Below are 21,927 nucleotides of genomic sequence, written 5' to 3'. Positions count from 1 at the left end.
TCCCCGGATTCCTCTGTCCGAGAACAGAACTCCGGGTGCGCACGCCGTTGTGCACACCCGGGTTCTCAGCCCCGAGGCAGCGGACTCACCAACCGGAGTTTCCGCGCACCGGGATGTTCACGAAGCTCGGCCGATCCGGGTCCAGCTGCACGTGCTGCGGCTTCAGACCGGTATCGATGAGCATCGGGAGAATGGGCAGGCCCTTGGGGAAGTTCCCCGCGAACACGTCGACCCGGAGCCGATGACCCGGCTGCAGGATGGCCTCGGTGCCCGAGAGTGCGATATCGAGGGTGGTGGCCTCGCCGGGCACGGTCTCCTCGCGCTTGTCCAGCGAGGTGAAGGCGCGCGGGTCGGTGTAGTCGCCGTTGGCGGAGCGAGCGCTGTTGGCCTCGTCCACCTGGCGCAGCGACGCCATCATCTGACCGGAGGTCAGCACGGTGGACTGGCCGTCGGGCGCGACGTCGTTGACGGTGACGGTCCAGTAGCCGTCGGCGGCGTCCTGAACGGTGTTGAGGTGCACCGCGATCGGGCCCGACACCGTGGTGGCCTCGGCGACCGGCGCGCTGGTGAAGGTGAGCGCGTTGGTCTCGGCGATGCGAGAGTCCTTGGCGCAACCGTCGATCAGCGACAGGAAGCCGGCGGTGGCCTGTGCGGCATCGTTGGAGCACAGGGTGGTGAGGCCGGGTGCGACGGTCAGCCGGGCGTCGTCGCCGTTCGGACCGCCGGTGAGCGAACCGTCGTACAGACCGTTCGAGGTGCCGCTGCGCTGCGCGGACAGGTACATGCGGCGGTAGGCCGAGGCCTCCTCGGCGGGAGCCGAGGTGCCGAAACCGTTCTGGGTGATCCAGCCGCCGCCCTGCTGGCGCAGGGTGACCGGGCCGAAATTGTCGATCCCGTTGTCGATTCCCTTGAGCCACTTGTCGAACCAGGCGCGCTGCAGCACGTCCAGACGCGGCGGCAGGCCGGGTCGACCGGCCTCCGCGCCGGAGGTGATGTGGTAGCCGTTGCCCATGAGCAGCTGCTTGTCACCCGGCGCGGCCGGAATCTCGTTGTAGATCTTGGATTCGGAGTAGGTGAACAGATCGTGCCAGCCGCCGACCACGAAGGTCTTGGCGGTGATGGTGCTCGGATCGCCCAGCCAGCCCTCGCGTTCGTGCGAGAGGTCGTTGAGCATGTTCTTCACCCGCGGATCGAGCTGGTTCATATCGGTGCTGGTGTACGCGGACATCAGCACGTCGAGGTAGGTGAACGGGTCGGCCTGACGGTCCGCCAGCCACTTGAAGTCGAACTTGCCCTGCGCGATCGCGGCCAGGTCCGGCACCCACTTGAGACCGTTGATGGCGCTGAGCCACAGCGGAATGAAGTTGAAGCCGAAGCCGCCGCCGGGTGCGAGCACGTCGTTGACGAGGTCGCTGCCGGGCACGATCGGGAAGATGGCCTTCAGCGCGGGCGGCTGCTTCTCCGCTGCTTGCACCTGATTGATGGCCGAGTAGGACAGTCCGGTCATTCCGACCTTGCCGTCGGACCAGTGCTGCTTGGACGCCCAGTCGATGACCTCGACGGTGTCCGCCTGCTCGCGCTGGCGCAGCATGTCCCACGCACCCTGCGAGAAGCCGGTGCCACGCACATCCACGACGATCTGCGTGTAGCCGGACTTGATCAACTGGCGGTCGACGGAGAAGTTGCGGAGTTCGCCGTTGCCCGCCGCATTGAGCAGCTCACCGAAGCCGCTGATGGGGGTGCCGGTCAGATTGATCGACCGGAACAGGTTGACCAGCGCGTCGCCCAGACCGGGGATGGCGAACGCGGAGTCGGCGACGTTCGACACCAGCTTGGTGTACGGCGTCATGTTGACGATCGCGGGAGTCTGCGTGTCGACCGCGCGCCCGGAGGCGTCGGCCGGTCGGTACACATTGCCCTTGAGGACGGTGCCGTCACTCATGGTGATGGGCACGTCCCATTCGATGGCGACGTTCGGGTACTGCTGACCGCCGTCCTGGGTGGCGGTCCACGCGGCGCCCGCGGCGCCACCGTCGGGGCCGATCGGGGTGGGGGCCGCGTCGGCGGCCATTCCGGTGAACGGAACTAGCAGAGCGGCCGCAGCGCAAAACACTGTGGCCCGTAGCGCGTGCTTCATCGAACGTGATCTACCTCTCGCACTTGGTCGAACGTCCGAGAGCATATCTACCGCGAAGTAAGTTGCAAACCCTTGGTAACAGTTACCGCATTAAACGGGCAAAACTCCGGCAAATACAATTGGGAGACAAGTAAATACCCTACGGTCCCGTACTGAGACGTGACTCACATTCCGCGGCATCGAAGCAGGTCAGGAATCTTTCACGGACCGCTCCACCGATGAAAAACGCGCTGTCTCCGAGTTATTCGGAAACAGCGCGCATTTCGCTACAGCAGTTGTACAACTACTTCCTGCTACTTCTTGCCACCCTGATTCGCGACCGCGGCCGCACCGGCCGCGGCGGCCTCGGGATCGAGGTACACGCCCGGGCCCGTCGGGCGCAGGTTCTCGTCCAGCTCGTACTTGAGCGGGATGCCGGTGGGAATGTTCAGCTCGGCGATCGCGTCGTCCGAGATGCCCTCCAGGTGCTTCACCAGTGCGCGCAGCGAATTGCCGTGCGCCGCAACGAGAACCGTCTTGCCGCTGCGCACGTCCTGAGCGATGGTGTCCTCCCAGTAGGGCACCATCCGCGCCACGACGTCCTTCAGGCATTCGGTCAGCGGCACGTCGATACCGGCGTAGCGCGGGTCCGCGTCCTGGCTGTACTCGCTGCCCGCCTCGATCGGCGGCGGCGGGGTGTCGTAGCTGCGACGCCACAGCATGAACTGCTCGTCGCCGTACTCGTCCTTGATCTCCGCCTTGTTCTTGCCCTGCAGCGCACCGTAGTGGCGCTCGTTCAGGCGCCAATCGCGAACGACCGGAATCCAATGGCGATCGCACGCGTCCAATGCGTTGTTCGCGGTGCTGATCGCGCGGCGCAGCAGGGAGGTGTAGACGATATCGGGCAGAATCCCCTGCTCGGCCAGCAATTCACCGGCGCGCTTGCCTTCGGCGACACCCTTTTCCGTCAGCTGGACATCCACCCAGCCGGTGAACAGATTGAGGGCATTCCATTCGCTCTCGCCGTGGCGCAGCAGCACGAGGGTGTACGTCATGCGGCCATCTTCCCACGTGCCGGTTCGCCTCCGGTCCCGGCCCTCGACCTCGCGTTATACCGGCCGGGACGGATCCGAAACGGGCGCTCCGCCGCCCGGCGCACGCGCGATCACTCCCGCAGGGCCAGCAGTCCCGCACCCGCGATCGTGGCTTGATCGGTGAGTTCGGAAGGCACCACCCGCAGTTCACGCAGGAACACCAGCCCGGCATGCGCGGCCACGGTTTCCCGCAGTGGCGCCCACAGCGGTTCACCCGATTGCGCGAAACCGCCGCCGATCACCACCAGGTCGGTGTCCAGCAGTGCGGCGGCCGACGCGATCGCCCGCCCCAGGGCCGTCCCGGCACGGTTCATCGCGGCCACCGCGATCTGCTCGCCCCGATGCGCGGCCCGGGCCAGTTCGATACCGGTGCTCCCGCTCCAGCCCTGCCGCCGCGCCCAGCGCACCGAGGAGTGCCCGCTCGCGACCGCCTCGACACAGCCGACGCCACCGCACGCACACGGTTCCTCGTTGCCGGGCACCACGATATGACCGACGTGCCCGGCATTTCCGGTGCGCCCCATCAGGACTCGGCCGTCCGAGATGATGCCGCCGCCGATACCGGAGGAGACCGTCATGGCCAGCACGTTCGACACGTTCCGGGCAGCGCCCCAGCGCTGTTCGGCCATTGCCAGGCAGACGCCGTCGATGGCGAAGCGAATATTCGCGCCCGGGAACAACTCTCGGACCGAGTCGACGAGCGGGAAGCCGTCCGCCCACTCCGGGATGTTCAGCGGTCCCGCCGCGCCCCTGCGCACATCCACCGGGCCGGCCGACCCGATTCCGACCGCGCTCACCTCCGCGTCCCCCGCGACCTGGCGCAGCATCTCCCGGCACTGCTCCCACACCCCGGATTCGGGCACCGCGATCCGCCGCACATCGTGCACCCCGCCCTCGGAATCCACGGTCCCCGCAGCGAATTTCGTCGCCCCGATATCCAGCGCCAACGCCACCATCGTCTGCCTCCAGGATTTCCGCGATCCGTCGATCACACCCGCGCGATCGGCCCCGCTGCACGGCGGAACCGGCCCGGGTACGCGAACCACCACGCGATACCGATCGACGATAAACCCGCGGGGCTTGCGAACCGCCCGCCGACTGCCCTATTCGATGAGGATCGAAGAATTCCGAGGGCGGAGCCAGCGGTCGACGAGGGGGTCGGCACGTCGAGAACGTGGCGTAGCAGGCGTGCAGCTCCCCCGCCGTGGCTCAGGGCTGGTCGGCGGTGTCCACGAGGTGTTCGAACGCGCGCAGATTCTTGAGCGATTCGCCGCGGGAGACGCGCCATTTCCATTCCCGGCGAATGGATTCCGCGAATCCGAGTTCGAGCAGGGTGTTGAAGTCCGCGTCCACCGCCTCGAGGATCTGACCGAACCAGCGGTCGAGTTCGTCGGGGGTGACGGCGTGCGCGGAGACGCGGCCGACCAGGTAGATGTCGCCGACATTGTCGAGGGTGTAGGCCACGCCGTAGAGGCGGCGGTTGCGCCGCAGCAGGAATTTATAGACGCCCTCGAAGTTCTCGTCGGGCTTGCGGCAGACGAAGGACTCCATGCGCACACCGTGATTGCCGACGGTCACCAGCACCGCGGTCTTGAGTTTGCGCTCGCCGGGCAGGATGACGACGAATTTGTCGTCGGCCTCGCGGCTGTATTCGATCTCGCGGTCGCGCAGCGTCTCGTCGATGAGCCGCGCGGTGGCGGCCGCGGTGTCATCGTTCGGCTGGTTCGGCTGCGCGGGGTTCGAGGATTCGGCGTCGGTCATCGGCGTACGGCTCCCGTCCGGCGCCGCCGTGCCGGCTCGACCCCAGCCAATAGTGCTCTCGGGCTTCCGGCCGACCGCACCTGCGATCTGGCGAAATTGCTGTCACTGTGCAGGCTACCGGCGAGGGGGTGGCCCGCCCGGGACTGGGACAGCGCCGCGGCGTAGCTGTCCAGCATGCCGTCGGCGGTGTGCGCCCAGGAGAAGTTGGCGGCATGCTCGACCGCGGCGAGGCTCATCGCGTCGAGTCCGGCCGGATCGTTCAGCAGGCGGCGCAGTGCGATCGCCCAGTCGTCGGTGTCGTGACCGGGCACCAGCAGGCCGGTGACGTTGTCGCGCACGGCCGTGCCGAGCCCGCCGACGTCGGCGGCCAGCACCGGCGTCCCGCTGGCCTGCGCCTCGATGGCGACCAGGCCGAAGGATTCGTTGTAGCTGGGCACGGCGACCAGGTCCGCGGCCCGGTACACCTGCGCGAGCCGGTTCGGCGGCTGCGGCGGCAGGAAGGTGACGCGGTCGGAAATGCCCAGGGCCGAAGCCAATTCGATCAGCGCGTCGGGGCGCTCGAGGCCGGAGCCGGAGGGTCCGCCGACGATCAGCACCCGCAGCGGGCGCGCGGGCGGCCGCGACAGGGTGGCCTCCTCGGCCAGCATCCGCGCGGCGGCGCGAACCAGCACGTCGGGAGCCTTGAGCGGCTGGATCCGGCCGATGAAGGCGACGATCCGCTCGTGCGGAGACAGCCCGAATTCGGCGCGGGCGGCGGCCTTGTCACCGGGCCGGTAGCGGGTGAGGTCGGCGCCGGGCAGCACCACGTCGATGCGGTCCGGGTCGGCACCGTACAGCTCGACGAGCTGACGCGCCTCCTCGGCGGTATTGGCGATCAGGCGGTCCGCCTCGGCGACGATCTGCTTCTCGCCGATCTCGCGGGCGGCCGGTTCCGGGGTGTCGCCCTCGGCGAGGTAGGCGTTCTTCACCGCGGCGAGGGTGTGCGCGGTGTGCACCATGGGCACCCGCCAGCGGTCGCGCGTGAGCCACCCGACCTGGCCCGAGAGCCAGTAGTGCGAGTGGATGAGGTCGTAGTGGCCGGGCAGGTTGCGGGCCTCGGTGCGCAGCACCTCGGCGGCGAAGGGGCACAGCTGCGTGGGCAGATCGTGCTTGTCCAAGCCCTCGAACGGGCCGGCCTGCACGTGGCGGACCAGTACGCCGGGTGCGGCTTCCACGAGCGGCTCGTCATTGGAGGAGGTGGCGCGGGTGAAGATCTCCACCTCGGTGCCGCGACGCGCCAATTCGATGGCGGTCTGCAGGACGTAGACGTTCATGCCGCCCGCGTCGCCGGTGCCTGGCTGAGCCAGAGGTGAGGTATGCACCGATAGCACGGCAATCCGATTGGGCCGTAGGTCGGAACGTTGACTCACCACACCAGTGTGCATGGCACCTATAACGGTAAAAACATTGGACACCTTCCCAAGTGACATGGGTCACAAGGAATTTCGTCGCGAGATCGCGAGGTGGCGGGGTGTTTTCGCGGATCGCGGACCGCCACCGTCGCGGTTCTCGGGTGATCAGCCCAGGCCCGCGGCGAATTCGGTGATCTCGCCCACGAATCGCGACGGATCCTCGATGAACAGGCCGTGCTGGGCGTCCTCCCAGTAGGAGGTGCGCGCGGTCGGAACCGTGTCCGCGATGTACCGGCCGTTCTCGACCGGGACGACCGGATCGGCGGTGCCGTGCAGGACCAGAACCGGGACGTCGAGGGTGCGCAGGGTCTCGGTGTTGTCGACCGTCCGGTAGAACAGCGCCTTGCGGACCCGGGGCAGGGTCGCGACGCTGCCGCCGAACAGGCGCTGGGCGTCCTCGCCCTTGTCCCGGCCCGGACCGGTATTGGCATTGCCGAACGCGGCGAAACCACGCATGGCCCGGCCCGCGCTCTCCTCGAAGACGTCCGGGATCGCCTTCTGCATGGCCGGTCCCGGCTGCGCGCCCGGCACGCCCCGGCCGATACCCGCCTGCGAACCGGTGTAGACGACGCCCGCGAGCGCGCCCGTGCCGTAGGCGGCCAGGTAGTCGGTGAGCACGATGCCGCCGTAGGACCAGCCGAGCAGGATCGCATCGGCGGTCACGGATTCGGCCGCGAGCACCGCGGCGACGTCGGCGGCCCAGTTCTTCGGATCGTCGTAGCCGGATTCGGGGGCATCGGAGTACCCGTGCCCGCGCAGATCCAGGGCGATCACCCGGAAGCTTCCGGCCAGCTCGTCCGCGGCCCGCCCCCAGCATCGCAACGTCCCCGACCAGCCGTGCAGCAACACCAGCGGCCGTGCGTCCGCCGGGCCGGTCACCCGGTACACGATGGTGGTGCCGTCCGCGCTGACTACTTCCCGAATCGCCATACCGGCCAGGCTAGCCCGGCGCCGACCGGCCGCCTCGGGCCCTGTCCGGACACTGCCCACCCGCGCGACCGGCGCGAAAATCGACAGTGTGCACAACCCGCATGCTCGGAGTGTGCACAGCCTGCATGCTCAGGCCGGTCCCGCACATGCACGCGATGTCATCGTGCGCCGCGTGCATATCGGGTCTCGCCGGGCGTGCCGACAATCGGATCGAACAACCGATGTCGAGAGAGGCGATCGCGAATCGCGGCCCGCTTCCGGCGCGAGGCGACCACGTGTCGCAGGGATGAGCACCCGGAGATCCCGCCAACCTGCTACCTCGCTGCGATGGGGAGTTTGCGCGCACGGCGATCGGAAATGTCACGCGAGCTCCTCCGCGAGACAACTCGCAGCCTGGGCCGGGTGTCGTGGACGCGAGCCGGGTCGACCGCTCACACCTCGGCGCGCTCGGGGCAACACGCCGTCTTTAAGCTCTGGGCATGAGCACTCGCACCGCTGTCGTGACCGGAGCCAGTTCGGGTATCGGGGAGGCCACCGCCCGTGAGCTGACCGAGCAGGGGTACCACGTGTACGTCGGCGCACGGCGGGTCGATCGGCTGGAGAAACTGGCGGCCGAGATCGGCGGCACCGCGCTTCCCCTCGACGTGACCGACGAGGATTCGGTGCGGACGTTCACCGACGCGATCGAGAGCTGCGAGGTGCTGGTCAACAATGCCGGTGGCGCCAAGGGCCTGGCCACGGTGGCCGAGGCCGATCTGGACGACTGGCGCTGGATGTGGGAGACCAACGTGCTCGGCACGCTGCGCCTCACCAAAGCATTGCTGCCCAAGCTGATCGCCTCCGGTGACGGCCTGATCGTCACCATCACCTCGGTCGCGGCCTTCCACGCCTACGACAACGGTTCCGGCTACACCACCGCCAAGCACGCCCAGGCCGTCCTGCACCGCACCCTGCGCGGCGAACTCCTCGGCCGGCCGGTGCGCCTGACCGAAATCGCCCCCGGTGCGGTCGAAACCGAGTTCTCCCTGGTCCGCTTCGACGGTGACGCCGAGCGCGCGTCCAAGGTCTACGACGGCATCGACCCGCTGGTGGCCAAGGACATCGCGGAGATCATCGGCTTCGTCGCCTCCCGCCCGCCCCACGTCAACCTCGACACCATCATCGTCAAGCCCCGCGACCAGGCCGACCCGGGCCGCTTCGCCCGCCGCTCCTGAATTCATGCGGGAGGACGACTGTCCCGGCACAGGCCGCGGAGCGGGTGACGTGTGACAGGGCGGTTGTCGCGTCGACGGCTGTCGCCGGGTGCGGTGCCGCCGCCCGCGCTGGTGCTGACCGGGATCGTGTCGGTGCAGGTCGGGGCGGGGGTGGCCAAGCATCTGTTCGACGAGTTGCCGCCCAACGCGGTGGTGCTGCTGCGGCTGCTGGTGTCGTCGGTCCTGCTGACGTTTTTGGCGCGCAAGGCGTTGCGCACCGTCGTGCGGGATCACTCGGCGCGGAGTCTGGTCATCGCGGTCGGGTACGGGTTGTCGCTGGCGCTGATGAATTACTCTATCTACCAGTCATTTTCGCGGATTCCGCTCGGGGTCGCGGTGACGATCGAATTCCTGGGGCCGCTGACCGTGTCGGTGCTGACCTCGCGGCGGCCGCGCGATCTGCTGTGGGTGGCGCTGGCGGGCGCGGGCGTGCTGCTGCTCGCGAAGGGTGACGGGGCGCTGGACCCGGTCGGGATCGGGTTCGCGCTCCTGGCCGGAGTCGGTTGGGGCGCATACATTCTGCTCGGCGCGGCCACCGCGAATCGGTTCCCCGGGACCACCGGATTGGCGGTGGCGAGCACGGTGGGAACACTGGTGGTGCTGCCCGCCGGAATCGTGGCGGGCGGATCCGCGCTGCTGGAACCGAAACTGCTGGCGCTCGGGATCACCGTCGGCCTGCTCTCGTCGGTGATCCCCTACTCGCTGGAACTGGAAGCGCTGCGCCGCATGCCCGCTCGCGTATTCGGAATCCTGATGAGTGTTGAGCCCGCGGTGGCCGCACTGGTGGGCCTGGTGGTGCTCAGCGAACTGCTCTCCGCCCGGCAATGGTTCGCCATCGCCTGCGTGATCGTCGCGTGTGTGGGATCCACACGCGGACAGCAGAATCCGATCGAGACGCCCGAGGGGTGAGCCCACGGACTCGATCCACTCCCCGTTCCCGCACGCCTGGCTCGGCATCCGAACCGCGAGGTGTTCGCGCGGTCCGACCGGCCGTGCCGGGGCGTCGATCGACCCGAGACCATTCCCGCAGCGGCGACCCGCTACCCGTTCAGTCGGTGAGGCGAATGCGGAGCACCTCGTAGGTGGGGATGAAAACCTTTCGGCGGTAACGGCGTTCGACGATCTCGTAGGGGCGGCCGTTGGCGGTCAGGGCCTGCAGCAGCGCCGTGAGCTCCGAGTGCACCAGTTGCGCGCCCAGGCACAGGTGCCGGCCGCCACCGAACCAGAGTTGGCGGGTCTCGGGAACGTAATCCCGGTTGACGCTGAAATCGCCGACCGCGTTGTTGATCGACCAGGTCAGAATCTTGACGTGCTCACCGGCGACGAGCTTGCGGCCCGCGATCTCCACATCGGCGGTGACCGACCGCCCGACCAGATACGCGGGGCTGGTGACGCGCAGGGTCTCCCGCACCGCGTCGGGCGTGCGCTCCGGCATGGCGAGCAGGATCCGCTGGTCACGACTGTCGTGCAGCAGCGCGGCCATTCGGCTCATGGCGCTGGCGAGGGTGTCGGTGCCCGCGACCGCCATCAGCATGGCCAGCCCGGAGGCGTGTTCGAGCTCCAGCCCCAGCTCTCGGCAGCGGCCCAGGGTGGTGTCACCGTCGGCGCGCTCGTAGGCGGCGGGGATGGAGCTGGAGAGTTTGCCGATCAGCGCGCGGGCCCTCTCCAGCGCGACCGGATCCAGGGTGGTCGAGGCCATGGTGCCGATGGCGAGGTTCACCAGTTCCTCGACGTGCTCGAACAGCACGCGGAAGGGCTCGTCGGGATCGTCGCTGGTGAAGTGGTCGCCGAAGATCGCGGAGATGTCGTCCGGGCTCATGCCGACCAGGTCGGAGACGCTGCGCCCGACCAGGACCCGCGCCCGCTCGGCGATGTCCACGGTCCTGCCCGCACCGAGATCCGCGACCAGATCCTTCAGCGCCGCGCCCATCACCCGGTCGACCAGGGCGTCGGTGTGCTTGGCGATGAACAGGTCGCGCACCTTGTTGCGCAGGTCGGTGTGCCCGGGCCCTTCGAACAGGTCCTCCACCCAGTCGCCGATGACCTGCGCCCACCAGTGCCCGGCCGCACCCTCGGACACGATGCTGAAGTGGGTGCTGTCGTTGTAGATCTGTCGCGCGACGAGCGGATCGGCGACGAACCAGCCGAGCTTGGGCACCTTGCGGATGGGTTTGGCGGCGCGACCCGCGAGCAGCAGCGCGGGCAGCCAGGGCTGACCGGCGGCAAGGAGGGTCAGTTCGTGTCGCTTGGTAGCGCTGAGCATGGGACTCCCGTTTCTCGGGGGGTGACGCCGCCGTGATTCCGCGCCAACCCCTGCGAACACTTCTGTACGCCAATGAGGCATTGTGCCGCAATGTCGCTCAGCTCACATGATCTGAATCACAGATTTTTCAGACCATACGGGCAGGGTCTTGCTAGCGTCCCCGGCAACCGTGGGCTGCTTGGAGTGAACACATCATGGCTAGAACCCGAATCGAGGCGGTGGGCTCGTACCTTCCCACCGAAGAGATATCGACAGCGGACCTGCTGGCGCAACTGTCCATCGACTCCCCCGTCGATCTGGAGAAAGTGAGCGGCGTCCGCGCGCGCCGCCGCTGCGGGGTCGACGCAAGGGGAAAACGCGAGGATTCCTTCACCGTCGCGCTCGCCGCCGCGAGTACCGCACTGGAGAACTCCGGCTACGAGGCAGCGGACCTCGACGTGATCATCTCCTGCTCGATCACCCGCATTCGCGACGAGCAATTCTGCGTCGAACCGTCCTTCGCGCTCATGCTGCGCAACGAACTCGGCGCGAGCGGCGCGATCCACTTCGACGTCTCCAATGCCTGCGCGGGCATGATGACCGGAGTCCTGGTGCTGGACAGGATGATTCGCGCGGGCATCGTGCGACGCGGACTCGTGGTCTCGGGTGAGTACATCACGCCGATCTCCGATACCGCGGTGCGCGAGATGTCGGAGAAATACGACCCGCAATTCGCCTCGCTGACCGTCGGAGACGGCGCGGCGGCGGTGATCCTGGACGGCGAGGGCACCGATACCGACTGCGTCGACTACATCGAACTCAATACCAGCGCCGCCTTCGCGCAGTTGTGCCTCGGCATGCCGAGTGATCGCAGTTCCGGAATCGCGCTCTACACCGACAACCGCAAGATGCACAACGAGTCCCGGTATCTGCTGTGGACGACGCGTCAGCGGGACTTCCTCGCCGAGCGCGGCACCGACTTCACGGCGGAGAACTACGACTTCTTGATCCACCACCAATTCAGCGGTCCCGCTGTGGAATTGATAAACAAGATTGCCGAACGGGAATTCGACACCACCATGCCGACCGGCCTTTCCGTGCTGGAGCGATACGGGAATACCGCATCCACCTCCCATTTCGTGGTTTTGCACGACGCGCTGAAACAGCAGCGGTTGACGTCCGGGGCAAAGGTGCTGATGGTGCCGGCAGCCTCGGGCGTCGTGGCCGGATTCCTGTCGGTGACTCTCGGCGAACTTCGGGTGTGATGTCATGGGAATCGTAATCACTTCGGCCGCAATCGAAATCGGCGACGGCAGTTCCATCGAGCAGGCCGCGGCGGCCGCTCTCCGCGCGATCGACGAGGCCGGCACCACGCCGGATCGCATCGACGCGCTCATCAATACCGGCGTCTACCGCGACTCCAATATGGTGGAACCGGCCATGTCGGCGCTCGTACAGCAGCGGGCCGGGATCGGGCTCGACTACCGCAGCGGCGACGTGCCCTGCCTGTCCTTCGACCTCATGAACGGTGCGAGCGGAGTGCTCAACGCCGTGCAGGTGAGCCAGGCCCTGCTGGAAGCGCCGACCGTGCACCGGGTGCTGGTGGTCTCCGGCGACGCGCACCCCTCGACCTCACCCGAACCTCAGCCCGGATTCCCGATCACGCCGGTCGGGGCGGCGCTGCTGCTCGAGCGAATCGATGGGCCGCTCGGGTTCGGGGCACTGCACCTGTCCGCCACCGAGGAACGCCCCGAAGCGGTCGGTTATGTGCGGCTGCCGGACATGGGCGTCACCGGACGGTCCCGGATCACCGTGGACCGCTCGGTCCTGGACGTGCGAGAACTGCTGCGGCACGCGGTGACGGCGGCCGGTGCGGCGCTCGAAGTCGCCGATGTGCCGCCGGAGCGGACCGTGCTCCTGTGCGGACGGCCCACCGCCGACTTCCCCAAGCTGCTCGGCGAGGAGCTTCGGCTACCCGCCGAGGCGGTCCTTGCCGACGAGGTCGAGGGCGACGCGCACACCTCCGCGTTGCCCGCCGCCTACGTCGCGGCGCGCGACAGCGGTCGGCTCGACGGGGCGGATCTGGCGTTGTTCGTCGCGGCGGGGGCCGGGCCTTCGGCCGCTGCCATCGCCTACCGGCTGCGGTGAATCCTGCGATCGGCCGGGTGGGAATCCATCCGGCCGGTGGGATCCGTCCGGTCCGGAAGCGGTGAATCCGCGCTGCGACGCAGGTGACACCGCCCAGCGGTTGCGGTGACAGCGGCAATGGACTGCTATGGAGGTTGTCCGCCGGGCGCCGATGCGGGTGCCCGCGCTGAAACCGTCACCGGTCGGTGCGCGATATATGCGATATGCACCGTCCGCCCGGGGCCGATCTCGGCCCGGCGGGGAACGATCCTCGGGAGGGAATCGGATGACAAGGCTATGGGTCGTCGTGCCCGCGTACAACGAAGAACAGGGCATCACCACGACCCTGGAGGCCCTGGCCGCACAGCGCGACCGCGACTTCACCCTGGTCGTGGTGGACAACAACTCCACCGACGAGACCGCCGCGGTGGTGGGCAAGTTCGCCGCCACCCACACCGAGATGCGGATCGAGCTGATCACCGAAGCCCAGAAGGGCACCGGCGCGGCCTCGGACACCGGCGTGCGGCACGCCATCGCCTCGGGCGCGGAGCGGATCGCCCGCACCGACGCCGACTGCCTGCCCGCCCCCGACTGGACCGCCCGCGTCAACGCGGCCTTCGATTCCGGGCTCCGGCTGGTCAGCGGGCAGCTGATTCCGCGCACCGACGAGGGCGTGCGGTGGATCGACCGCACCGTCATCCGGGTGGCGCTGGAGGTGGCCTCGACCTTCGGCAAGTTCCGCCCCGGCAACCAGGACCCTCGCTACCTGGGCCCCTACGTCATGACACCCGGCTGCAATATGGCCATCACCGCCGAGCTGTACGAGGCGGCGGGCGGATTCCCGCGCACCGCCATCGAGGAGCTGCACGAGGACCGTGCCCTGGTCAACGCGGTCCGGATGCTCACCACCGACTACGGCCTGCGCCGCGACATCCGGGTCTACGGCTCCAACCGGCGGGTGCGCGCCTGGGGTGTGCGCAAGACGCTGGCCTGGTACGCCGACCACCGGTACAAGCCGGAACTGGTCGACATTCGGTGAGCGACGAGGAAGCCTCGGGAGTGGCAGACGAGCCGGAGAGAGCCGCGGGACCCTCCTCGGCCACCGACTTCCTCGCTCTGTTGCGCGAGCAGGTGCGGGAGCGGCCGGACGCACCCGCGTTCGGGATGATCGGCGACGCGCCGCTGAGTTATGCCGAACTCGACGCCCGCATCACCGGCGTGGTGAACGCATTGCACGCCAATGGTTTCCGACCCGGTGATCGCATGCTGTTCTCCATCCGGCCGTGCGTGGACGCGGTCATCCTGGTCTTCGGCGCGATCGCGGCGGGCGGCACCATCGTCTTCGTCGACCCGGGCGTCGGCCCGGAACTCTTCGCCCGCCGCATCGACCTGGTCCAACCGGCGTGGGCCGCGACGGAATCGCTCCTCTACCTGCTCAGCGGCCCCCTGACCCGCCTCGGCCGCGCCCGCGGCCTCTCCCTGCCCGCCTTCGCCGATCTTCCGGTCCGCCACATCCACAGCGGAATCCGGCTCCCGGGAACACCTTCCGATTCGCTTCCCCTCGGCCGACTGCTGGGTTCACCCGCATCGATCCGAGCGAAGGCCTCGACCGCACCCCGCACCGGTCCGACAGCCACACCCGACGGCACGACCGCGCCCCCGGACAGCCCGGAGAAGGTGTGGGGTGCACACGCCGAGGCATCGGACCGCCTCGATGCCGAGGCGGCCCGCGCAGTGTCGGACGCGACCGGGGTCGATCCGGCAGCGGCTGGAAACGGTTCCGCGGCAGCGCAGACCGGCCCGGAGTCGGCAGCCCTCACCGACGCCGCGGCCGAGGCGCTGATCGTCTTCACCTCGGGGACGACGGCGGCGCCGAAAGCTGTTGTGCACACGCGAGGTTCACTCGGGGCGGGACTGGCGGCGATGGCGGGACGCAGCACCCTCGGGCCGGGGGCGCACCTGCACACCGAGCAGTTGATGATGGGCCTGCCCGCACTGATGGCGGGGGCGCGGTGGTCGATGCCACGCTATCCGAGGTTCGGCACCCATATCGATCCGCTCCGGTTCGCGCGCACCCTGGATTCCGCGACGCACGCCTTCTTCACTCCGGCGGATCTGGCGGTGGTGCTCACCGCGATCGAATCCGGCAGGCTGCCCGCGCCCGCACTGCGGGAGATCTCGCTGGGCGGAGCACCGGTCACCACCGCTCTGCTGCGGCGGGCCCGCGCGGCGATTCCGGGCTGCGAATTCCTCGCCATCTACGGGATGACCGAAATCCTGCCCGTGGCAATCACTTCCGGCACCGCGAAGCTCGAATTCGAGGGTTCCGGCGATCCGCTGGGCGCACCGGTGCGAGGCGTGGTCGCCCGGATAGCGCAGGACGGCGAGCTCGTTCTGTCCGGCCCCAATCTGTGTCACCGCTATCTCGGCGAGCCACCGCTGCGCGAGATCCCCACCGGCGACCTGGCCCGCATGGACGGCGACACCATCATTCTCATGGGCCGCAAGAAGGACATGATGATTCGGGGCAAGACCAATATCTACCCCGGCCTGTACGAGCCCGCCATTGCCACCGTCGAGGGCGTTCGCCAGGCCATCATGATCGGCGTCCCCGACGAGATCGGCGACGAGCGCATCATCCTCGCCGTGGTCCCCGCCCCCGACACCCCTGAACTCCTGTCCCGCCTCCGCCGCGAACTCCCCACCCTGATGGACACTTCCGCTCTCCCCGACGACATCGTCCTGGTCCCGGAGATTCCCGTCAGCGGGCGCACCAGCAAGCCCGACCGCGCCGCTCTCCGCGCCCAACTGACCGACCGGCTGCCCTGACAAGCCCGGCCGACCACGGACGGACCCGGGCCATCGCGCTGCGCGACGGAATCACGAAGGAGCGCAGCGCTCTTCAGGCGAGAACTGACCGACCACCCCGGCGGCGGGTGGCATCCCGCCCCACCCTGGTCGGCCACGCTCATACGACGGCCGGGGCAGGTCTGCAGGTGAGCGCGCGCACTACGCGGTCGGCGAAGGTGTCCGCTTCGGACCTCGAGAGAACCCCGTCCACGTAGCAGAAGCTGATTCGCATCTCGTCGTGTGCGGTGACGATCGCGACGGTGAGAGCGCTGACACACGAGTTCGACGCGGCCAGCGTGAGATCGGAGAGACGCAGCGCTCCGACGCGTTCGGGGAAATCGACACGGCCGACGTTGGTGACCGATACGTTCCACGGGGCTCGCCGATCGATCAATTCGACTACGCGCCGTCCGGATTCGACCGTGCGCGGTGTCCCGAACCGCATTCCCGCCACCGCCGACAGATGCCGTCGCCGTCGAATCCCCTTCTCCAGCTGCCGATTCACCGAGCGCGCCATCGCCCACAGCGAGATCCCGGGCCCGAACCTCACGAATCCCGCGAGCACCGGCGCATAGATCCCCAACTCGTCATCGTCCGGTCTGGGCCGCAGCAGCGGCCGGAAATCCACCGGCGACCCGATTCCCGCCACTCCGCCCCGGCCCGGCCGCACCGATTCGCCGATCGTCCGAGCGGTCGCCGCGCCCAGCGCCCCGTGCACGCTCACTCCCGCCCTCCGGCACTCCGCGACCAATTCCCCGAGGTCCGCCCCGCCGATCACGCGATATACCGCACGAGTCCGCCGCTCCCCCAGCCCCAGCGGAACCGCCCCCGTCAGCCGCCGTGGCCGCAGCGCCATCGCCACCACCTGATCCGCCAGATTCGAATACACGTACCGCCAAAACCCCCGCGCCCCAGCAGGAATCAGATCATCGGACGCGGGCACCGCCGCCCGCGCCGCACCCGGCCCCGTCGCACCCGGCGGAACGCCCGCACCGGGCTCCGGCCCAGCCGACCTCACGCTCGATCCGGCATCCGCCGCTCTCGATCCCTCCGAACCCGGGCCGACGACGGCCGCGCGGCGCGATCCGTCCACACCGGCTCCAGCGACCGCCTGGCAGAACGAATCACGTTCCAGCGCAAGATATTCCACCAGCTTGCGCAGCACAGTGAGCAGGGATCGCCCATCCATCACGGTGTGCGACACGGTCAGGATCAGGTCGTGCCGTTCACCCGGATGCCCGGCGTCCCCGACCACATCCACCACCCGGGCCACGCCGTGTTCCACGGTGATCGGGTGTACGACCTCGAAGTCGACCTCTCGCTGCCACAGCTCGGGATCCTCGGCCTCCACCCGCCGCACCGGAATCCGCGCACCCACCGTCACGAACCGTGGATCCCCGCCATCGGGGTCCACCACCCCCACCCGCAACAACGGATACTCCCCCGCGAGCACGTCCCACGCCCGCTCGATCTCCCCCGCACCCACCGATCCCCACACCCGCACGCGTGCAACACAATTGGACGGCGAGATCTGATCGATGATCCAGAACCATCGCTCCGAGGGACTCAACCCCCGATCGACCCCCACCACCACCGGCGCTGACCCACGATCGACCATCGGGCCCTCCTGACCGAACCACTCGGCCAAGAACATAGCCCCATCCCCACCCGGCCGCACCCGATCCGCGGACTCGGGATACCGCCGTGCTGGAACCCGCGCCCGCTCACCACGGCGAGCGGGCGCGAATCGTCAGCGGGTGGGGGTCGTCTTGCCGCCCGGCTGCTGCGGGGCGAGCGGCGTGGCCGTCACCACCGGTACCGGTTCGCCCTTCAGCGCCGACATGCTCTTCCAGGTATCCCAGTCGATGGTCCAGTCGTACAGATCACCGTCCGCCGCGGAGAGGTTGATCCGGGTGCCGGTGATCTCCACCGGGTCGCCGTAGAGGGCGGTCGGGAAGTACTGCTGGGCATCGGACGGGCTGAGGTTGATGCAGCCGTTGGTGACGTTCGTATTGCCCTGTGCGCCAAGCGATTCCGGGTTGGCGTGAATGAATTCACCGTTGTTGGAGATGCGGACGGCCCAGCGCTCGCGCACGTTCGTGTAGAAGGGCGGATTCGACATCATGAAGTCTTCGTACTTCTCGGTGACGACGTGAACGCCGGAGCGGGTCACGTTGCGGTCCTCGTTGCCCTCGCCGTAGCTGCACGCGAAGTCGAACACCACGCCGCCGTCCCGCACCACCTGCACGCGATGGCTGGGGGCGTTGCCCTTGACGATCTGCGAGCGGCCGATCCGGAACTCGGAGGTGATGTCGGACGCGCCGAACAGGCCGCCGCCCAGGTCAAGGCCGTAGAACTTGGCGCCGACCTTCACGTCGGTGCCGGGCTGCCAGTATTCGCGCGGTCGCCAGTGCGCGCGCGAGCCGCCGTTGTCGTCGGGCAACCAGGCCCAGCCGCCCTCGGTGTCCGGGGTGGAGGTGATGGTCAGCGCCTTCTCGGCGGCCGCCTTGTTCTCCACATGCCCCCTGAACTGGATGATGATCGGCGCGGCGATCCCGACCTCTTGGTTGTCGGCGATATTGATCGTCGCCGGCGCCTGGGTCTTGGGATCGACGGTGGTGAACTTGGCGTCGATGGCCACCGGCTTGCCGTCGGTGCCGGTCGCCGTGCCGGACCAGGTGTAGGTGACGCCGTACCCGAGCGCCTCGGTGACGGTGAACCGGGTGCGGTCGGCATTGAACTCGCCGGTGACCTGCTTACCGTTGGGATTGGTCAGCGCCACCTGGTCGATCTTGCCGCCGGTGACCGAGACCGAGATCGTGGCGGTGGGGTTGATGTCCGCGGCGCCGTCGGCCGGTTCCGCGGTCACCTTCGCGGCCGGGGTGCTGGGCTTGCCAGGGCTGTCGCCGTTCTTGTCGGACGAACATCCCGCGGCCACGGTGACCGCAGCCAACAGTCCGCCCAGTATGGCGGCCCTCCGCCCGACCGGCACTCCTCGATTGCTCACTGTCTCGAGGTTACCCGTGTACGCCGACAGCCCCGGTCAGCGACGGAGTGGCACCGGACACGCCCCTAAAGGACGACTCCGACGGTGACGGGCTCGGGTTCCAGGCCGATGCCGAACCGCTCGGCGACCCCGTCTCGCACGGTCCGAGCCAGTTCTGCCAGTTCAGCGGCGGTGGCGGCACCCCGATTGGTCAGCGCCAGCGTGTGTTTGGTGGACAGCCGAGCCGGCGCGTCCGGCCCCGGAAAGCCCTTGCCGAACCCGGCGCGCTCGATCAGCCAGCCCGCGCTGAATTTGACCCCGCCCGCGACCGGCCAGGTGGGCACCGCCACATCCGGGCCCACGTGTGCGGAAACCGCCGCCAGCACCGCCGCCACCCGCGCGTCCGGAACGACCGGATTGGTGAAGAAGGAACCCGCACTCCAGGTGTCGTGATCGGCCGGATCGAGCACCATGCCCTTGCTCGCCCGCAGACGCAGCACCTCCGCGCGCACCGCGGCGGCCGGGCGGGAGTCACCCTCGGCCGCGTCCAGCGCGGACGCCAGCTCCCGATAGCCCAGCGGCGCGCTGGAGCCGTCGGCGCGCAGCGCGAATTCCACCTCCAGCACCACGGCGGCGGAACTGTGCTTGAGAATCGAAGTGCGGTAACCGAATCCGAGTTCCTCGGGCTCGGCCCAGCGAATTTCCCCCGAGGCGCGGTCGTACAGCCGCACCCGGCGCAGCAGGCTCGCGACCTCCACGCCGTACGCGCCGACGTTCTGCACCGGCGTCGCACCGGCGGAACCCGGGATCCCGGACAGGCATTCGAGACCGCCGAATCCGGCCGCCACGGTCGCGGCCACCACCGCGTCCCAGTTCGCGCCCGCCTCGGCGATCACCGAATCGGCCCCGATCCGCACGTCCTCGGTGGCGATCCGCACCACGACGCCGTCGAAACCGGCATCGGAGATGAGCAGATTCGAGCCGCCCGCGATGAGCAGCACCGCAATCGCGGCCGCGTCCAGCTCCCGCACGGTCGCGATCAGAGACTCTGTGCTCGCGCATTCGGCGACCACACCCGGACCGCCGACCCGCAGCGTCGTCAGCTCCGCCAGCGGCACCGCGTCGCGCAGCCGCGCACCGGTCGCCGCGAGCAGGTCCCGCAGGTCGTCGAACGACACCACCCCAGAAGTACGCACGCCCAAGACGGTAGCCTGTCGGACCATGGCGACACCTCTGGCCTTCACCGCGCACTCCGCGCATTCCACCGCCGCCGTGCGCGCGGCCTTCGCCGACGAGCAGTACTGGAAGGACCGCATCGAGGCGGTCGGCGGGCCCAACGCCCGCATCGACTCGATCTCCATCACGGGCGAGCAGGTTCGCGTCGAGATGGTGCAGGCGATTCCCGCCTCCGAGCTGCCCGCTCAGCTCACCGCTGTGCGTCCCGGCGATCTGATCATTCCCCGCACCGAGACCTGGAACGGCAGCGGCGGCACCGTCGAGGCCCGGGTCGAGGGCGCGCCCGCCACCGTGAACGGCACCCTGTCGGTGACCGACAACGGCGGCGGCTCGACATTCGTCGTGGACGCCAGCATCGAGGTGAAGATCCCGCTCTTCGGCAAGAAGATCGAGGCCGCAGTGCAGCAGCACCTCACCGAACTGCTCGAGCGCGAAGCCGAATTCACCGACACTTGGCTGGCTTCGCACTGACCGGCCTCGGCCAGTTGTCACTGAAACGACGTCGCCCGCAGTAACCTGACCGATCGTGCCTCGCCGACTGGACTACTCCGCTCGTTACCCGCTGCACACCACCACGGAGGTGTACGCGGCCCTGATGAACCGCGACCACTGGGACGCGCGAATCGAGGAGATGCGGAAGCATTCACCCAATGACCTGGTCACCCTGGAAGCCGGTGACTACGGGATCGCGGTCGAGACGCGGCACGTCCTACCCCGCGACAGCCTGCCCGACCTGGCCCAGACCGTGATGCGCAAGGACATGGTGATCACCCGCTACGAGAAGTACGGGCCGTTCGGTCCCGAGGTCACCGGCGAATACACCGCCGAGATCCCCGGCGGGCCCGGCACCCTGGGCGGCACCATGCGTCTGTTCCCCACCGAGACCGGCTGCACGCTGCGCACTTCCTCGCATGCCGAGGTGCTCATCCCCTTCTTCGGGCGCAGGCTCGAACAACTCATGCTGGTCAATCTGATCGACCTGTTCCGTGCCGAAGCCGAGGTGACACAGCGCTGGCTGGATCAACGCAACGCCGCCTGATCCCACCGATCGGGACCATCACCCGCGGCACCACCGGCATCAACCGGTTGCGGCGTGGCGACCGGTGGCTCGCGAACGATCCACTGGTCGCCGATCGCCTGCGCGCCGCCGGCGACCCGCTGGTGGTCGACCTCGGTTACGGGGCCAGCCCGGTCACCACCCTGGAGCTGGCGGCCCGGCTGCGAACCGTGCGCGCCGATCTGCGAGTGATCGGCCTGGAAATCGATCCGGAGCGGGTCGTCCCCGGCCGGGACGGCGTCCAGTTCGCCCGGGGCGGTTTCGAACTCGCGGGCCTGCGTCCGATTCTGGTGCGCGCCTTCAATGTGCTGCGCCAGTACCCGGAATCCGCTGTCCCCGAGGCATGGTCGAGAATCCTGTCCGGCCTGCACCCGGACGGTCTGCTGATGGACGGCACCTGCGACGAACTCGGCCGCCGCTGCGCCTGGATCCTGCTCGATCGCACCGGACCGCTCTCGCTCACCCTCGCATGGGATCCGTTCACCGTCGAACAGCCGTCCGGTATCGCCGAACGCCTCCCCAAAGCCCTGATCCACCGCAATATCCCCGGCGAACCCATTCACACCCTGCTCACCGCCGCCGACCGCGCGTGGGCTCATTCTTCGCCGCTGGCCCCGTACGGCCCCCGGGTGCGCTGGCGGCACGCGGCGAATCTCCTGCGCGATCAAGGCTTCCCGCTCCGCCCGCAGCGACGCCGCCTGCGCGACAACACGTTCACGGTCCCCTGGACGACCGTCGCCCCGCTCTCCTGAACCCGCCCACGACGCGTCCGACCACCCCGTCTGTTCACACACCACCGCCGGTCCGCAGCGGACCAGCCACGC

The 21,927-nt window shown here is 68.7% G+C and carries 18 protein-coding genes and 1 pseudogene; 9 read left to right on the top strand and 10 right to left on the bottom strand.

Going from position 1 to position 21,927, the window contains the following annotated elements:
• Positions 1-85: 85 nt before the first annotated feature.
• From NJ1_RS30120 to NJ1_RS30095, 6 genes and pseudogenes are all read right to left on the bottom strand, one after another.
• A complete protein-coding gene (locus tag NJ1_RS30120) occupies positions 86-2,137 on the bottom strand; it encodes a CocE/NonD family hydrolase (RefSeq protein WP_067700840.1) in 2,052 nt (683 codons plus the stop codon).
• A gap of 293 nt (positions 2,138-2,430) precedes the next feature.
• Entirely contained in the window at positions 2,431-3,171 is a 741-nt protein-coding gene (locus NJ1_RS30115) for a phosphoglyceromutase (RefSeq protein WP_067700836.1), read from the bottom strand.
• 110 nt (positions 3,172-3,281) lie between these two features.
• Entirely contained in the window at positions 3,282-4,166 is an 885-nt protein-coding gene (locus NJ1_RS30110) for an ROK family protein (protein WP_067700955.1), read from the bottom strand.
• A 253-nt stretch (positions 4,167-4,419) separates the two neighbouring features.
• A complete protein-coding gene (locus NJ1_RS30105) occupies positions 4,420-4,971 on the bottom strand; it encodes a type III secretion system chaperone family protein (protein WP_084479006.1) in 552 nt (183 codons plus the stop codon).
• Positions 4,972-5,099: 128 nt separating this feature from the next.
• A pseudogene (mshA, locus tag NJ1_RS30100) lies at positions 5,100-6,395 on the bottom strand (D-inositol-3-phosphate glycosyltransferase); the annotation flags it as partial.
• Between the two features lie 132 nt (positions 6,396-6,527).
• Positions 6,528-7,352 (bottom strand): alpha/beta fold hydrolase, encoded by an 825-nt coding sequence (locus NJ1_RS30095; RefSeq protein WP_067700830.1) that lies wholly within the window; start codon positions 7,350-7,352, stop codon positions 6,528-6,530.
• Positions 7,353-7,831: 479 nt separating this feature from the next.
• Between NJ1_RS30095 and NJ1_RS30090 the strand changes: the two genes are divergently transcribed.
• Both NJ1_RS30090 and NJ1_RS30085 read left to right on the top strand, forming a co-directional pair.
• Positions 7,832-8,566 carry an SDR family NAD(P)-dependent oxidoreductase gene (locus NJ1_RS30090; protein WP_067700828.1) on the top strand — a complete coding sequence of 245 codons (735 nt, stop codon included), beginning with the start codon at positions 7,832-7,834 and terminating at the stop codon, positions 8,564-8,566.
• Between the two features lie 51 nt (positions 8,567-8,617).
• Positions 8,618-9,514, top strand: coding sequence for an EamA family transporter (locus NJ1_RS30085; protein ID WP_067700825.1), 897 nt, complete (start codon positions 8,618-8,620; stop codon positions 9,512-9,514).
• A 139-nt stretch (positions 9,515-9,653) separates the two neighbouring features.
• Here the strand turns inward: NJ1_RS30085 and NJ1_RS30080 are convergent, their stop codons facing one another.
• The gene (locus NJ1_RS30080; RefSeq protein ID WP_067700822.1) at positions 9,654-10,868 is read right to left on the bottom strand and encodes a cytochrome P450; all 1,215 of its coding nucleotides are present in this window, start codon (positions 10,866-10,868) and stop codon (positions 9,654-9,656) included.
• Between the two features lie 194 nt (positions 10,869-11,062).
• Between NJ1_RS30080 and NJ1_RS30075 the strand changes: the two genes are divergently transcribed.
• The 4 genes from NJ1_RS30075 to NJ1_RS30060 all read left to right on the top strand — a co-directional run bounded on the left by NJ1_RS30075 (position 11,063) and on the right by NJ1_RS30060 (position 15,803).
• Positions 11,063-12,112, top strand: coding sequence for a 3-oxoacyl-ACP synthase III family protein (locus NJ1_RS30075; protein ID WP_067700819.1), 1,050 nt, complete (start codon positions 11,063-11,065; stop codon positions 12,110-12,112).
• 4 nt (positions 12,113-12,116) lie between these two features.
• A complete protein-coding gene (locus NJ1_RS30070) occupies positions 12,117-12,995 on the top strand; it encodes a beta-ketoacyl-[acyl-carrier-protein] synthase family protein (RefSeq protein ID WP_067700816.1) in 879 nt (292 codons plus the stop codon).
• Between the two features lie 265 nt (positions 12,996-13,260).
• Positions 13,261-14,013, top strand: coding sequence for a glycosyltransferase family 2 protein (locus NJ1_RS30065; protein WP_067700812.1), 753 nt, complete (start codon positions 13,261-13,263; stop codon positions 14,011-14,013).
• Complete coding sequence (locus NJ1_RS30060) at positions 14,010-15,803, top strand: class I adenylate-forming enzyme family protein (protein ID WP_245717648.1); 1,794 nt, start codon at positions 14,010-14,012, stop codon at positions 15,801-15,803. Before NJ1_RS30065 ends, NJ1_RS30060 begins: the two co-directional genes overlap by 4 nt.
• A gap of 139 nt (positions 15,804-15,942) precedes the next feature.
• Here NJ1_RS30060 and NJ1_RS30055 read toward each other — a convergent pair whose 3' ends face one another.
• From NJ1_RS30055 to NJ1_RS30045, 3 genes are all read right to left on the bottom strand, one after another.
• Positions 15,943-17,478, bottom strand: coding sequence for a phthiocerol/phthiodiolone dimycocerosyl transferase family protein (locus NJ1_RS30055; protein ID WP_067700809.1), 1,536 nt, complete (start codon positions 17,476-17,478; stop codon positions 15,943-15,945).
• Between the two features lie 96 nt (positions 17,479-17,574).
• A complete protein-coding gene (locus NJ1_RS30050) occupies positions 17,575-18,831 on the bottom strand; it encodes a L,D-transpeptidase (RefSeq protein WP_067700806.1) in 1,257 nt (418 codons plus the stop codon).
• Positions 18,832-18,896: 65 nt separating this feature from the next.
• Complete coding sequence (locus tag NJ1_RS30045) at positions 18,897-19,991, bottom strand: UDP-N-acetylmuramate dehydrogenase (RefSeq protein WP_281202177.1); 1,095 nt, start codon at positions 19,989-19,991, stop codon at positions 18,897-18,899.
• A gap of 40 nt (positions 19,992-20,031) precedes the next feature.
• Between NJ1_RS30045 and NJ1_RS30040 the strand changes: the two genes are divergently transcribed.
• Genes NJ1_RS30040 through NJ1_RS30030 form a run of 3 tightly spaced genes read left to right on the top strand, consistent with a single transcriptional unit; the run spans position 20,032 to position 21,855 of the window.
• On the top strand, positions 20,032-20,517 hold the full coding sequence (locus tag NJ1_RS30040) for a DUF2505 domain-containing protein (protein WP_067700803.1): 486 nt from the start codon (positions 20,032-20,034) through the stop codon (positions 20,515-20,517).
• A gap of 55 nt (positions 20,518-20,572) precedes the next feature.
• Entirely contained in the window at positions 20,573-21,085 is a 513-nt protein-coding gene (locus NJ1_RS30035) for a DUF2505 domain-containing protein (RefSeq protein ID WP_067700800.1), read from the top strand.
• Positions 21,082-21,855: a class I SAM-dependent methyltransferase gene (locus NJ1_RS30030; protein ID WP_157574339.1), complete on the top strand. Its 774-nt coding sequence runs from the start codon at positions 21,082-21,084 to the stop codon at positions 21,853-21,855. Before NJ1_RS30035 ends, NJ1_RS30030 begins: the two co-directional genes overlap by 4 nt.
• The last annotated feature ends 72 nt before the right edge of the window (positions 21,856-21,927 follow it).

The organism is Nocardia jejuensis NBRC 103114 (genome assembly GCF_001613145.1).
Taxonomy (GTDB): domain Bacteria; phylum Actinomycetota; class Actinomycetes; order Mycobacteriales; family Mycobacteriaceae; genus Nocardia; species Nocardia jejuensis.
Note: the sequence above shows the minus strand (reverse complement) of the source record. Positions and strands in the feature narration are given on the sequence as shown.